The following is a 13,343-nucleotide window of genomic DNA, read 5'->3' as shown; positions in this document are numbered from 1 at the left end:
ATGTCCGGCCCCTGGGCTACGATCAGCCGCCCACCTTCCGCCTGGAGCTGATCCGATGTCCTCACCACCGGTCGACCCCTGGTCCCGGCAGCCGGCACACCCCTCCCTGCACGGACAGCGGCCCGAGCCGACCGTGGCCGACGACTGGCCCACGGCCGCGTACCCGGGTGTCCCGGGCCCCGGCGCTGATCCGACCGCCGCATATCCAGGCGTCCCGGCCCAGGGCACCGGCGGCGATCCGACCGCCGCGTACCCGGCCATCTCCGGGCCGCCCGGCGCGGCGGGTCACACCGCCGCGTACCCGGCCGCCCCGGGGGCGCCGCCGGCCGCGCCGTGGGGCCCTCCGGCCGGACCCATCACGGCGTACCCGCCGCCGGCCGGCGGGTTCCCGCCCGGCCCGGCGTACCCTCCGGCGCCGCAGCAGGGGTACGGCCCGCCGCAGGCTCCGCCGGCCCGGGGGTCCCGCCTGCCGCTGGTGCTCTCGCTCTCCCTGGCCGGCCTGCTGGTGCTCTGCCTAGGCGGGGGCGGCCTGGCCTACGTGGCACTCTCCGGCGGCGACGACGAGCCCGGTCCGGCCCGCCCGGCCGCGACCGGCGCGGCCTCACCCGGCACGACCCGGCCGACCCCCTCGGCGGACGACGACGAGGAGCCGGAGGGCGACACCTCGTTCCCCCGGGTCCGGCTGGTCACCCCGAAGACGCTCTCCGGACGGCCGAAGAGCACCGACCCGCAGCTGCGGGCGCTGGCCGCCGACATGGTGACCGAGATGAGGTCGACGGTCCGCAACGAGACCGGAACGGTCGGTGCCTTCTACGGCAGCCCCGAGCAGCGGAACATGGTGATGGTGGCCGCCGCCTCCGGCCTGATCCTCGATCCCGGCAAGGAGATGACGGACGCGGTCGCCGGGCTCACCCGGGACCTGTCGCTCACCGGGATGAACCGGGTCGCTCCGGGGCCGCTGGGCGGCAAGGCCCGGTGCGGCAACGGCAGCGGCAACGGCGTCCGGATGGGCGTCTGCGTCTGGGCGGACACCGGCAGCACCGGTGTGCTGATCTTCTTCTTCTCCGACGCGGCGAAGGCGAAGGCGCAGTTCGTCAAGGTGCGGGGGCAGATCGAGAAGCAGTCCTGACCCAACGCTCCCGGTTGGACGGTGCATGCCGCTCACCGGGAGCCGTCGGACGCGGGGCCCCGGGCGGGCGACGCGCCGACTAGGATCACGCGTTCGTGTTTCACAGATCAGATCTGGAGCTGACCTGATGTCCCAGCCGCCGGCCAATCCCTACCCCTCGCAGCCGGGCTCCGGCGCACCCTACGGCTCGTACCCGCCAGCGCAGCAGCCGGGCGGCTACCCGCCGGCGCAGGAGGGCTGGCCGGGCCAGCAGCAGCCCGGCGGCTACCCGCCGCCCCAGCAGCCCGGCTATCCCCAGCAGGGCGGCTATCCCCAGCAGGGCGGCTACCCGCAGCAGGGCGGTGGCTACCTGGAGACCGGCCAGCCCGGCGGATACCCGACCCAGCCGGAGGGCTTCCCGCCCGCCGCGCCGGGATTCGGCGGCCCCGGCGCACCGGCGCCGAAGAAGTCGCGGGCCGGGCGGATCGTGGCGATCGTGGTCGCCGCCGTGCTGCTGCTCTGCCTGGGCGGCGGCGCGGCGATCTGGTTCCTGGTCAAGGACGACGTCAAGGAGACCGTCGACGCCACCAAGGTGCGGGTGGTCGCCCCGGACACCCTGGCCGGGCGGGCCCGGGCCACCGACCCGAAGTTCGAGAAGGGCGCCCAGCAGCTCGAGACCGGGCTGAAGGACGCCCTGCCGGACTCCACCAGTACCGTCGGCGGCTTCTACGGCAGCCCCGAGAACCGCGACCTGGTGATGATGGCGGCGGCCTCCGGGCTGAACGTCAACCCGCAGAAGACCCTCGACGAGAGCATCGCCGGCGCGCGCACCAGCGACCTGGTCATCGGCGAGATGAAGACGGTCGACGCCGGGCCGCTCGGTGGGGTCGCCAAGTGCGGCGACGCGAAGGCCGCGACCGTGCCGCTGGGCATCTGCGTCTGGAGCGACAAGGGCAGCCTCGGGATGGTCATCCTGTACTTCAAGAACGGTAAGCAGGCCGCGGCCGAGCTGGTCGAGATCCGCGGCCAGGTCGAGAAGAAGTCCTGACCTCGGGCCCCGCCCGCCACAGGGCGGGCGGGGCCGCGCCGGGTCAGCCGGACGTGGCGGCGCGCTCGGCCGCGCTGCGTAGCACGCAGAACTCGTTGCCCTCCGGATCGGCCAGCACCACCCAGCCCCCACCGTCGGGTCGACTGTGGTCGGCGACCAGGGTCGCGCCGAGACCGAGCAGGCGCTCGACCTCCGCGGCCCGGCTCCGGTCGGTCGGCTTTAGGTCGAAGTGGAGCCGGTTCTTCACCGCCTTGCCCTCGGGTACGGCGAGGAAGAGCACCATCGGGCCGCCGGGCGGGTCGAGCCGGGCCTCCGGGTCGCCCGGGAAGTCGTCCGGATGCCGGGGACAACCCCAGACCTCGGACCAGAAGCCGGCCAGTGCGTACGTGTCCCGGCAGTCGACGCTGACGTTGTAGATCCGTGAACTCACGGTGCTCCTCAGGGTGGTGGGAGCGACCGAACCTGCCAGCCGCCCACGGCCGGCGCAACCGGATTTCAGCCGCCCAGCACCCACCCGGCCACCGCCAGCGTGACCATCGAGAGCCCGGTGCTGACCAGCACCGTACGGCGGGCCACCGACTCCCCCTGGGCGTACCCGGCGGCGTAGACCCAGGTGTTCTGCGCGGTGGGCAGCGCGGCGCACACCACCACGGCCAGCAGGGCGGTGCGGTCCAGCCCGACCGCCCAGCCCGCCAGGCCGGCCAGCGCCGGCTGGACCAGCAGCTTCAGCCCGCAGAGCGCGGCCACCTCGCCGCCCGCGGCGGCCGATCGGGGCCCGGCGGTGGTCAGCGACAACCCGAGCGCCACCAGCGCCGTCGGCACGGCCGCCGCGCCGAGCAGGTCCAGCGGCCCGGCCAGCCACTGCGGTGGGCTCCAGCGCAGGGCCGAGGAGAGCGCCCCCAGGGCCAGGCCGGCGATCACCGGATTGCGCAGCGGCATGCTCGCCAGACGGCCCGGCCGCAGCGCCTGCCCGGCCGCCCGGTCCAGCAGCACCAGGATCACCGGAGTGACCACCAGGACCTGGAACAGCAGCACCTCGGTGAGGAAGGTGACGTCGCCCAGCACGTGCAGCGCGACCGGGATGCCGAGGTTCGCCGAGTTGACGTAGCCGGCCGCCATCGCCCCGATGGTCGCCTCGCCCGGACCGCGACGCAACGGCCCGGCGCAGAGGAGGAAACCCAGGGCCATGGTGAGCGTGGCGCCCACGGCGAAGGCGCCCAGGGCGCCCGGGTGGAACGACAACCGACTGCGGGACAGCGCCGTGAACAGGGCCGCCGGCATCGCCAGGTGGAGGACGAAGCCGCCCAGCACCCGTTCCGCCTCGGCGCCCAGCAGGCCCCGCCGGCCGGTGAGCCAACCCAGGCCGGTGAGCACCCAGATCGGCACGAAGGCAACGAGCACCGGCCGGTCAGCGGGTCGGTGAACCGTCCGCCGGGCGGCCGACGGAGCGTACCGCCGGGGCCGGTGCGGCGCCCGGCGCGGGCAGCGTCACGGTGACCTCCAGCCCGCCGCCCGGCTGGGCGACCACCTTCACCCGACCGCCGTGCGCGTCGCAGACCGCCCGGACGATCGAGAGCCCGAGCCCCGACCCGCGCGCCCCGGTGCGCTCCTGACCACCCCGCCGGAACGGCTCGAACAGCCCCGGCACGTCGGCCTGGTTCACCTCGAAGCCGGTGTTACCCACCACCAACCAGGAGCGCCGGCCGTCCGAGCCGGTCCGCACCCACAGCCGGCCGTGCAGGTGGTTGTAGCGGACCGCGTTCTCGACCAGGTTGCCGACCAGCCGGTCCAGCAGCCCCGGGTCGCCGAGCACCGGCGCCGGCTCCACCGACGTCTGCACCCGCAGGCCGATCCGCTCCACCTCCCGCCGGACCGCCGACAACGCGCTCGCCACCCCGGTCGCCAGGTCGCACTCCGTACGCCGGCCGAGCGCCCGGCCCGCCTGGGCCTCGCTGCGGGCCAGCAGCAGCAGCGCGTCGACCAGGCCGTTGGCCCGCTCCGAGGCGTCCCGGACCACGGTGGCCATCCGGCGGTACTCCGCAAGGTCCGCCTCGTCGTCGCTGAGCGTCACGTCGATCTCGGTCCGCATCACCGCCAGCGGAGTACGCAACTCGTGCGACGCGTTGGCCACGAACCGCTTCTGCGCCTCGAACGAGTCGGCCAGCCGGTCCAGCATGGCGTCGAACGTCTTCGCCAGCTCCGCCACCTCGTCGTCCGCCCCCGACCAGCCGATCCGCTGGTCCAGGGTGGCCTCGCCGAGCCGCTGGGTGGTGGCGGTGACCTGGTGCAGCGGGCGCAGCGCCCGGCCGGCGACCGCGTACGCCCCGACGACGCCGACCACGCCCACCGCGACCAGCGCGCCCAGCCCCTTGGCCAGCAGCTCCCGGGAGGCGGCGTCGACCAACTGCCGCTGCCACTGCGCGGCGTCCAGGGACCGGCCGTCGGCGAGCAGCACGGTGGTGCCGGGCAGCAGTTCGTCGGTGGGGCGCAACGCGTCGCGGACCAGCAGCCAGGCCAGGATCAGCAGGATCGCCCCGGCGCCGACCAGCAGCACCCCGTTGAGCAGGGTCAGCCGCAACCGCAGGGTCGGCCGCACCCAGCCACCCGGCCGCCACCTCCTCACGCGGCCACCTCGGCGACCCGGTAACCGGCGCCGACCACCGTCTCGATCAACGGCGGGTCGCCCAGCTTCTTGCGCAGGGTCATCACGGTGACCCGGACGATCGTGGTGAACGGGTCGGTGTTGGCGTCCCAGACCCGCTCCAGCAGCTCTTCGCTGGAGACCACCGCCCCGCGCGCCTTGAGCAGCTCGCAGAGCACCCCGAACTCCTTGTTGGTCAGGTCGACCGGCGTACCGGCGCGGGTCACCACCCGGCGGGCCGGGTCCAGCGACAGGTCGGCCAGCTCCAGCACCGGGGGCGCGGCCGGGGTGGCTCGCCGGCCGAGCGCCTGCACCCGGGCCACCAGCTCGTCGAAGGCGAACGGTTTGGGCAGGTAGTCGTCGGCGCCGAGCTGCAGGCCCTCCACCCGGTCGGCGACGGTGCCGCTGGCGGTGAGCATCAGCACCCGGGTGAGCGTGCCGGAGGCGACCAGGTCGGCGCAGATCTCGTCGCCGTGCCTGCCGGGCAGGTCACGGTCGAGGACCACCACGTCGTAGCGGGTGACGAAGGCGGCCTCGTGGCCGGTGTCCCCGTCGTACGCGACGTCCACCGCCATGCCCCGCTTGCGCAGCCCGCGCGCGATCGCGTCGGCGAGGTTGCGTTCGTCCTCGACCACCAGTACCCGCATCCCGACCTCCCGCGCCGGCCGCCACCCGACGCGGGGCGACCTGCCCGACAACCTAGTGCCACGGCACCACCGCTCAGCGGCCGAGCCGCCACACGCCCAGTGTGCCGTCCAGCCGGCGGCAGACCAGGATCCGGTCCCGGGTGGCGCAGTCGTCCCAGTAGCCGGGCAGCACGTCGAGCACCCGGGCCTGGCCGGCGGCGACGTTCAGCTCCGCCACCAGCTCCCGGTTGTCCTTCAGCCGGTGCAGCCCGAACAGCGGCTCCCGGGTGGGATCGGTGACGGCCACCCGCCAGCGCCCCAGGTCGGCGATCCGGCGGCCGGTGGCCGGGTCGAGGACGGTCAGCTCCGCCTCCTGACCCTGGGTGAAGAGGCCGGCGAGGAGCCGGTCGCCGATCGGGAACAAGCCGTCCGCCCGGTCCGTGCTCCACCGGATCCGCCCGGTCGCCGGATCGATCACCTGCGCCCCGGACTCGCCGGTGACCAGGCAGATGACGTCTCCGCAGTCCTGGTAGCCCCACCCGTCGCGGGCCTCGACGGGCAATCGCAGGCGCCACCGCGCGTCGAGCCGGTCCAGGCCGTACGCGTACACCGTCCCCGAGCCGTCCTCGACGAGCAGCAGCCCGCCGATGGTGTCGACGCGGTCGTAGAACCCGTGGCTGGCGGGCACGATCGGGCCGGCGACGATCAGGTCACCGGTCCGCGCGTCGTACACCTGCACCCGGCCCCGCCGGTCGAGCTGCAGGAAGCGGCCCACCCCGGCCGGGTCGCCGTACTCGAAGGTGGTCCCGGTGGTGGGCCAGGGCCGGGTCCAGCGCACCCGGCCCGAGGTGACGCCGACCGCCTCGAGGTTGCCCGGGTCCGTCCCGGAGCCGGCCTGGAGGAGCACGGTGCCCTCCCGGCCGAAGAGCGGGTAGCCGTCCCGCTGCCAGCGCACCCGCCCGTTGGCCACGTCGACAGCGGTGGTGGCCGGTTGACCGTTGCCGGCCGGGCTGCTCGCGATCAGCAGGGTGCCGGCCTCGACGGTGAGGCCGAGCACCCGGTGACCGCGGACGAGCGGCATCCGCCACAGCCGCCGCCCCTCGGGGACCTGGTAGGCGACCACCTCCGTGGTCGGGCGCATGCTCTGCGGACCGTCCGCCACGAAGAGCCGGCCGTCGGCCAGCTCGAAGGTCGACACCTGGGGACCGGGCAACGTCACGTACTCCCGCCGCACCGGATCGGGCGCGGACCCGGCGGCGGTGAGCAGCACCAGCAGCAGCACCAGCAGGACCCGGCCGGCGCGGGCCGGCGGGGCGGCCCGGACCGGGTCGGGCCGCGGGTCGTCGTCGTCCCCGTGCCGCAGCTCGCCCAGCTCGATCATCGACAAGGCGTCACCGCTCCCGCTGCCACAGGCCGAACGTGCCGTCGTCGCGCGAGCAGAGCAGCACATCCGGGTTGGCCTGGCAGTCTCCGGTGGCGCCGACCAGCACGTCCAGGTTACCCACCGCACCGGCGGCCAGGTCGAGGTCGGCGACCAGCACCTTGTCCTCACCGGCCCGGCGCACGCCGACCGGCGGATCGTCGCGCCGCAGCCGTCGGACCAGCTCCCAGTCGCCCAGGTCGGCCTCGACGCGGCCGGTGGCCGCGTCGACCAGCCGCAACGGGCCGGCTCCGGGCGGGCCGGGCTCGGTGACCAGCAGTCGGCCGTCCCGCTCGTCGACCGGTTGCCCACGCTGGTCGCTCCAGACGGTACGGCCGGTCGCCCGGTCCAGCGCCCGGATCCCGCCGGTCTGGCCGAGCGCGCAGATCAGCGCTGCGCAGGACGTCAGGTAGCCGACCAGCGGAAGGTCGACCTGCCAGCGCCGGTCCAGCTTCTCCAGTCCGTACGCGATGACGGTGCTGGCGTCGGGCAGGAGCAGCAGCAGGTCGTCGACGATCTGCGCCCGCTGGTACTGCGGCAACGCACCCGGGGCGAGGTCGGCGGCGCGCAGTCGGCGCCCGGAGCGGGCGTCCCACACCTCCACCGGACCCTCGGTCGGCACCAGCACCAGCCGATCCACCCGGTCGTCCCGCCACCCGACGTGCAGCGCGTCGGGCGAACTCGGCACCGACCAGAGCGCGTGCCCGGTGGCCGGGTCGACCCGGCGGACCGTGCCCGTCGTCCCCTGTGCCGGGCCGGTCTGCACCAGCAGTTCCCGGCCGCCGCTGATCGCCACGCCGGGCTGCTGCCACCGCAGTGTCCCGGTTGCCCGGTCGAACGCGGCGGTCAGGTAGGTGTCGTCCCGGACCGCCGTGCCGGTCACCACCACCGTCCCGGCCAGCTCCAGGGCCCCGAAGATCTCGCCCCGGCCGGGCAGGCCCGCCCGCCACAGCGGCGCCGGCCGCAGCGGCCCCCGCCGGCCGGCCGCCGGCAGCGGATAGGCGACCAGCGTGCCGGGGCTCTGCCGGTCGGGGCCCGGCTCGACCACGTAGAGCCGTTCCGCGGCGAGGAACGGGGTGGCGCCCGTGGGCGCCGGCACCAGGGCGGGCAGTCTCTCGCGCCCCGCGTCGGCGCCCGCCACGGTGGCGAGCACCAACGCCAGCACCAGGGCCAGGCGCAGCGGTCGGCCGACGGACCGGGGCGGCCGGGGCTCGCGGCGGTCCTCGTCGGGATCGTCGCGCAGCTCGCCCAGGTCGATGACCGTCACCTGGACCTCCCGACCGTCCCGGGCCGGCAGGTGCGACGCCTCCCCGCCTGTACGATGGCGCGTCGTGGCTGTGCCGGTGGTGGAACCCTCGTTGAACATTGCGACCGAATCCGTGGTCGACGGGCCTGTCGACCACGGTGACGCCGGCCGGCGACTCCGGCGGCCGACCCGGGTCGACGTGTTGGCCATCGGAGCCTATGCGCTCCTCGGTGTTTTCGTCTGCCTCAACTACTGGGTGGACGTCCAGCACCGGGTGTCGTCCCACCTGCCGACCGACCACAGCTGGTTCGAGTGGCTCTTCGCCCACGGCGCGCACTCCGTGCGGCACCTGGAGAACCCGCTGTTCAGCACCCGGCAGAACGCCCCGGACGGGGTGAACATGATGGCCAACACCTCGCTGCTCGGGGTGACCCTGCCGCTGGCGCCGCTGACCCTGCTGTTCGGCCCGCAGGTCACCTACGCGCTCTACCTGGGCGGGGCGCTGGCCACCACGGCGGGTACGGCGTACTGGATGCTCTCCCGGCACCTGGTGCGGTCGCGGGCGGCGGCCTTCGTCGGCGGCGCCTTCGTCGGCTTCGCCCCCGGGGTGGTGCACCACGCCAACGGGCAGCCGAACTTCGCCTCCAACTTCCTGCTGCCGCTGATCGTGGCCCGGGTGCTGCTGCTCGGCGGGCCGGGGCGGAGTTGGCGGCGCGACGGCGTCGTGCTCGGTCTGCTGGTGGCCTACCAGGTCTTCGTCAACGAGGAGATGCTGCTGCTCACCGCGCTGGCCTGCCTGGTGGTGGTGCTCACGTACCTGCTGGCCCGGCCCCGGGCGGCGCGGGCCCGGGCCGGCGTCTTCGCGGCCGGTCTGGGCCTCGGTGGCGGGCTGGCGCTGCTGCTGATCGCCTACCCGGTGTGGTTCCAGTTCACCGGCCCGCAGTCCTACCGGGGGTTGCAGGGTGGGGTGTTCCACAGCTGGGGCGAGGACCTGATGGCCTTCGTCACCTTCGCCCGGGACACCTGGGCCGGTGACGAGGCGGTGGAGCGGACCATCGGGCTGACCGAGCAGAACAGCTGGTTCGGCTGGCCGCTGGTGCTGCTGGCGCTGGCCGCGCTGGTGCTGCTCTGGCGGCGTTCACCGGCCGCCCGGGTCGTCGCGGTGCTGGTGGTGGTCTTCACGGTCGCCTCGATCGGGCCGCGGGTGCGCTTCGACGGGAAGCTGACCGGCGTCGACGGCCCGTGGGCGTACGTGCCGGACGACCTGCCGCTGGTCGAGATGATGATGCCGACCCGGCTGGCCCTGGTGGTGGCCGGCGCGCTCGGCGTGCTGCTGGCCCTCGCCTGGGACGCGGTGACCCCCGCGCCGGAGGCGCCGGGCCGGCCCCGCTGGGTCCGGCCGGTCGGCTACGCGGCGATCGCGCTGGCCGTGCTGCCGCTGGTCCCCCGGCCGCTGCCGGCGCAGCCGGTCGACCCGCCGCCGCACTTCATCACCTCGGGCGGCTGGCGGCCGTACGTCCCGGCCGGGCGGACCCTGGTGCCGGTGCCGGTGCCGAACAACGGGCACGGACTGGCGACGCTGCGTTGGAGCGCGCTGACCCTGCACGAGTTCCCGGTGCCGGGGGGCTACTTCATCGGCCCGAACAGCGACGGCGAGGGAGTGTTCGGCACCCCGAACCGGCCGACCACCAAGCTGATCTACGCCACGGTGGACACCGGCCGGGTGCCGGCGCTGACGGAGGCGGACCGCCGCCGGGCCGTGGAGGACCTGACCTTCTGGCGGGCGTCGGTGGTGGTGCTCGGCGCCCACCCCCGCGAGGCGGCCCTGCGGGAGCTGCTCACCGGGCTGCTCGGCCCGGGCCGCCGGGTGGACGACGTCTGGCTCTGGGACGTCCGGCCGCTGGTGCCCTGACCGGGGAGGATCAGCGGGCGGTGGCCCGGGGCCGCGGGCCGCGCGGCTCGGTCAGCCGGCGGACGTCCCACACCCACACGTCCAGCTCGCGCCGGCCGGGCCCGGCCACCTGCTCGACGGTGCGCCGCAGCGGCTCGGCGTTCGGCTGGCCGACCGGCAGCACCAGCACGGCCGCCCGCCAGTGCCGCAGCTCGTCCAGGCTGCGGCGGCGCTGCCGCTCGTCCAGCCGGTCCGCCCGGCCGGTCTTCGACACCCGCTGCAACAGGTCACCGAATCCGCTGGGCCGGCCACCGAACTGGCCGGGGTCGCCGGTGTTGCCGTTGCGCGGGGCGAGGAAGTAGCCGCCGGGGATCTTGAAGTCGAGGTTGGCCGAGGCCGCCCAGCGCATCCCGTTGGTGTTGCCCATGCTGGGCACCGGGACCGGCACCAGGGTCTGCTCGGCCCCGACGTAGGGCCGCCAGCGGCCGGAGGTGATGAACTCCGGCACCGCCGGGCGGGAGACGACCTGCAACGGCATGGGCGCGATCGGCAGCAGGGCGACGGCCAGCACCGCGCTGGTGAGGGTACGCACCGTGCGCCGGTCCGGGAGCCGCAGCGCGAGGGCCCGCCGTACGGCCAGGGCCAGCAGCACGCCCACCACCACGCTGGTGATCATGCCGAACCGGGTGGGCACCACGGCGTCCAGCAGCGGCAGCCGGACCAGCAGCTGCCACGGGCCGGTGACCAGGTCCCGGTCCCACCAGGAGACCCGTTCGCCGAGGGAGAGCACGGCGAAGAACAGGCCGGTCGCGGCGAGCGCCCGGACCAGCGGCTCCCGGCGCAGCCAGACCACGATGCCGACCGCGATCAGGGTCAGGCCCCAGCCGAAGAAGGCGTTCTCCTCGGAGTAGTTCGGGGCCAGGTTGGCGTTGGCCCGCTGGTTGCCGCCGAGGGTGGCCGAGCCGGGGGTGACGAAGGCGGCGAGGTCGTTGCCGTAGTCGCGGACCGCGTCGCTGAGCCCGTGGTACGCCATCGGCCCGGCGAACTGCACGTACAGCGGGTACGCCAGCAGTGCCCCGGCGAGCGCCGCGCAGACCGCCAGCCCGGCGCCGAGCGGACGCCACGCCGACCGCCACCGGGCCGGCTGCTGGGCCAGCATGGCGAGCAGGAAGACCCCGATGCCCAGGGCGGTGAAGAGCAGGATCTCCTCGTTGATGAAGGCCTGGACGGTGACCAGCAGGGCCAGCAGCGCGCCGTCGCGTACCGGGCGGGTGGTGCGGGTGAGCACCAGCGCCCGCCACACCAGGAAGGGCAGCAGGAACTGGGAGATGATGTTCGGGTGCCAGTTGGCGTGGGCGAGCATCGCCGGGGAGAAGCCGCAGAACCAGCCGGCGACCAGGGCGGCCGGCCGGTGGCGCAGGACGTGCCGGGAGAGCACGTGGTACCACGCGGCCGCGGTGCCGGCCAGGCCCAGGGTCACCAGCGTCACGAAGGAGACCGCCGGTCCGAACAGGAGGGTGACCGGCACCATCGGGATGCCGAGCGCCAGGATGGCCGTGTTGGCCATCAGGTTCACGCCGTCCGGATAGTTGAACTGGTCGGTGTAGAACGGGAATTCGCCGTGCAGCACCACGCGTACCGAGTGGGCGAGGAAGAACTGCACCTGGGCCGGGTCGCTACTGTAGAGCGACGCCACCCGACCGGCCGGGTCGGCCCAGATGCGGCTGGTGACCCAGAGGGCGGTCAGCAGGAAGAGGCCGTACACGGCCAGGTCCCGGCGGTCCGGGCGGCGTCGGGGGCGGGGAGCGGGTGCCGGCGACGGGGTCGCCTCGACCGGCGCCGGGGCGGTCGGCGGCGCGGGCCGGAGGTCGCCGAGCGGCGCTGTGGCATCGACCAGTGTGGCTGCAACGGCGTGCGATTCGACGTGTCGGGCGTCGACGGCCGGCGGGGATTCGCCACGTAGGTCAGTAGACGTCACAGTTTGCGGAGTCTACCGGGGTGGAAATACTTCGCGAATGCTCACGGGTGTCACTTGTGTTACGAACGATACCCGGCTCCGCTAACCGGTCCTGCCCGACGGACGTCTCGTACCATGGGCCCTCGACACCGACCGCGACGTGAATTCGGGGGCGTACAGGTGGCTCCAGCCCGCCGGCGCGGCACCATCGCCACCGCGCTGCTCACCCTGCTGCTCACCGCCGCCGGCTGCGGCCCGGTCGCCGACCTCAAGCCCGAAGACCTCCCCGTCGGGTACGACAGCCTGGACGGCAAGCTGAAGGTGTGGCCGGCCCGCGGCACCCTCGCCGGCGACCCCACCGCCACCGCCGAGGTCACCGAGGCGGTACGCCGCTGGCGCTCCCCCGAGGACGACCGGGCCCACCTGTCCTCCTCCGGCATCCTCTGGTCCGGCGAGGTGGACGGCGAGCCGGTCGCGCTGGTCGCCGCCGACGTGCCCGGTGAGGGCGCCTCCTGGCTGCTGCAGCTCGGCCGCGACGGCGACCGGTACGCGGTCCGCCGGGCCAGCGAGTACACCGACCCCGGCTACCTGGTCTACGCCGACGTGCTGCCGGTGCGCTCCGACGCGGGCCGGCGCTACCTCACCTCCGCCCGGGTCGAGCGGCTGCTCGGGCCGGACGGCCGGCCGCTGGCCGTCGCCGACGGGCTCAGCGAACCGGTCGACGTTCCGGCCTGCCGCGCCGTCGGAGTCACCGCGACGCTGCGGGCGACCGCCACCCTGCCCCAGGGCCGGGCCGCCGACCGGCTGCTCGACCTGGGCACCGCCACCACCGACCCGCGCTACCCGCTGGTCCGCGACGAGACCGGCTCCGGCGGGCAGGCCCTCACCGGGTTGGACACCTGCCTGCTGGCCGGCAGGGACGGGCCGTTCGGCAGCGTCCCCCGCCGGATCGGCGACCGGGACGCGCCGGCGTCGGTGCCCGAGTCCTGGCCGCTGGCGGAGCTGACCGAACGCGCGCTCGGCCCGGTCGCCCCGGACGGTCGCCACGCGGGCCGGCTGACCCGGCTGGTCTGGCGGACCGGCCACGGCGAGATGAGCGCGGTGCGCTACCGGGCACCGGGCGGCGGCGAGCAGATCCTGTCCCGGGCCGACCGGTCCAACCCGCTACAGGCGTACGTGCTGCCGGTGCCGGGCCACCCGCTGGTGGTGCTGACCTGGCAGGCCGACCTGGACGCCCCGCTGGCGGTGCCACCTGGCACCCCGCGGCTGGTGGACCGGCCGGGGCTGGTGGTGGTGCCGCAGGCCGCCGACCGGCAGACCTTCCGGCTGACCGGCTCCGGCAAGACGTACCAGCGCTCGGTCGGCGGTCGCTGACCGCTCGCAGACACGCAGAGGGACGGCCCGGG

Annotated in this window: 11 protein-coding genes; 4 read left to right on the top strand and 7 right to left on the bottom strand. The window is 74.9% G+C overall.

What is annotated here, in order from left to right; genetic code table 11:
* Positions 1-55 precede the first annotated feature (55 nt).
* Together GA0074704_RS11435 and GA0074704_RS11430 are read left to right on the top strand one after the other, a co-directional pair.
* Entirely contained in the window at positions 56-1,129 is a 1,074-nt protein-coding gene (locus tag GA0074704_RS11435) for a hypothetical protein (RefSeq protein WP_157743649.1), read from the top strand.
* A 127-nt stretch (positions 1,130-1,256) separates the two neighbouring features.
* Positions 1,257-2,156, top strand: coding sequence for a flagellar basal body-associated FliL family protein (locus tag GA0074704_RS11430; RefSeq protein WP_088970487.1), 900 nt, complete (start codon positions 1,257-1,259; stop codon positions 2,154-2,156).
* Between the two features lie 43 nt (positions 2,157-2,199).
* Here the strand turns inward: GA0074704_RS11430 and GA0074704_RS28730 are convergent, their stop codons facing one another.
* The 6 genes from GA0074704_RS28730 to GA0074704_RS11400 all read right to left on the bottom strand — a co-directional run bounded on the left by GA0074704_RS28730 (position 2,200) and on the right by GA0074704_RS11400 (position 8,110).
* Complete coding sequence (locus GA0074704_RS28730) at positions 2,200-2,586, bottom strand: VOC family protein (RefSeq protein WP_157743648.1); 387 nt, start codon at positions 2,584-2,586, stop codon at positions 2,200-2,202.
* 65 nt (positions 2,587-2,651) lie between these two features.
* Positions 2,652-3,557 carry an AEC family transporter gene (locus tag GA0074704_RS11420; protein ID WP_088970485.1) on the bottom strand — a complete coding sequence of 302 codons (906 nt, stop codon included), beginning with the start codon at positions 3,555-3,557 and terminating at the stop codon, positions 2,652-2,654.
* 7 nt (positions 3,558-3,564) lie between these two features.
* Positions 3,565-4,779, bottom strand: a complete 1,215-nt coding sequence (locus GA0074704_RS11415; protein WP_231926818.1) for a sensor histidine kinase — start codon at positions 4,777-4,779, stop codon at positions 3,565-3,567.
* Positions 4,776-5,444, bottom strand: a complete 669-nt coding sequence (locus GA0074704_RS11410; protein ID WP_088970483.1) for a response regulator transcription factor — start codon at positions 5,442-5,444, stop codon at positions 4,776-4,778. Before GA0074704_RS11410 ends, GA0074704_RS11415 begins: the two co-directional genes overlap by 4 nt.
* 73 nt (positions 5,445-5,517) lie before the next feature.
* The gene (locus tag GA0074704_RS11405) at positions 5,518-6,804 is read right to left on the bottom strand and encodes an outer membrane protein assembly factor BamB family protein (protein ID WP_231926903.1); all 1,287 of its coding nucleotides are present in this window, start codon (positions 6,802-6,804) and stop codon (positions 5,518-5,520) included.
* Positions 6,805-6,814: 10 nt separating this feature from the next.
* Positions 6,815-8,110 carry an outer membrane protein assembly factor BamB family protein gene (locus GA0074704_RS11400; protein ID WP_172880521.1) on the bottom strand — a complete coding sequence of 432 codons (1,296 nt, stop codon included), beginning with the start codon at positions 8,108-8,110 and terminating at the stop codon, positions 6,815-6,817.
* A gap of 64 nt (positions 8,111-8,174) precedes the next feature.
* On the opposite strand from GA0074704_RS11400, the gene GA0074704_RS11395 reads away from it, so the two are divergent.
* On the top strand, positions 8,175-10,001 hold the full coding sequence (locus GA0074704_RS11395; RefSeq protein WP_088970480.1) for a hypothetical protein: 1,827 nt from the start codon (positions 8,175-8,177) through the stop codon (positions 9,999-10,001).
* Between the two features lie 10 nt (positions 10,002-10,011).
* On the opposite strand, the gene GA0074704_RS11390 is transcribed toward GA0074704_RS11395, so the two are convergent.
* A complete protein-coding gene (locus GA0074704_RS11390; RefSeq protein WP_088970479.1) occupies positions 10,012-11,958 on the bottom strand; it encodes a glycosyltransferase family protein in 1,947 nt (648 codons plus the stop codon).
* 159 nt (positions 11,959-12,117) lie between these two features.
* Here GA0074704_RS11390 and GA0074704_RS11385 point away from each other — a divergent pair, with 159 nt between their 5' ends.
* A complete protein-coding gene (locus GA0074704_RS11385; protein WP_088970478.1) occupies positions 12,118-13,311 on the top strand; it encodes a hypothetical protein in 1,194 nt (397 codons plus the stop codon).
* Positions 13,312-13,343: the final 32 nt, after the last annotated feature.

This window comes from Micromonospora siamensis (assembly GCF_900090305.1).
GTDB lineage: Bacteria > Actinomycetota > Actinomycetes > Mycobacteriales > Micromonosporaceae > Micromonospora > Micromonospora siamensis.
Note: the sequence above shows the minus strand (reverse complement) of the source record. Positions and strands in the feature narration are given on the sequence as shown.